Below are 219 nucleotides of genomic sequence, written 5' to 3'. Positions count from 1 at the left end.
AAACAGCAGCGGCGGCGCACCGGGCTACATTGCCGAGGCCGACTACTTCGAGAACACCGCAGCGCCGATAGCCAATGAGGACGGCGCCGGCGGCAACACCGCGCCCGTGGCCGCCGGCGACAGCGCCGCCACGGCCCAGGACACCGCCGTGGTGCTGGACGTGCTGGCCAATGACAGCGACGCGGACGGCGATCCGCTCACCGTCACCGCGGTCACCGC

General features: G+C 72.1%; 1 protein-coding gene. It reads left to right on the top strand.

Features of this window, described 5'->3' with window-relative positions; translation table 11 throughout:
• Positions 1 to 219 (top strand): Ig-like domain-containing protein (locus FHG10_RS17830; protein ID WP_152354710.1); only part of this gene is annotated, 219 nt, incomplete at both ends.

The sequence above is a fragment of the Brachybacterium subflavum genome, assembly GCF_009299795.1.
GTDB lineage: Bacteria > Actinomycetota > Actinomycetes > Actinomycetales > Dermabacteraceae > Brachybacterium > Brachybacterium subflavum.
Note: the sequence above shows the minus strand (reverse complement) of the source record. Positions and strands in the feature narration are given on the sequence as shown.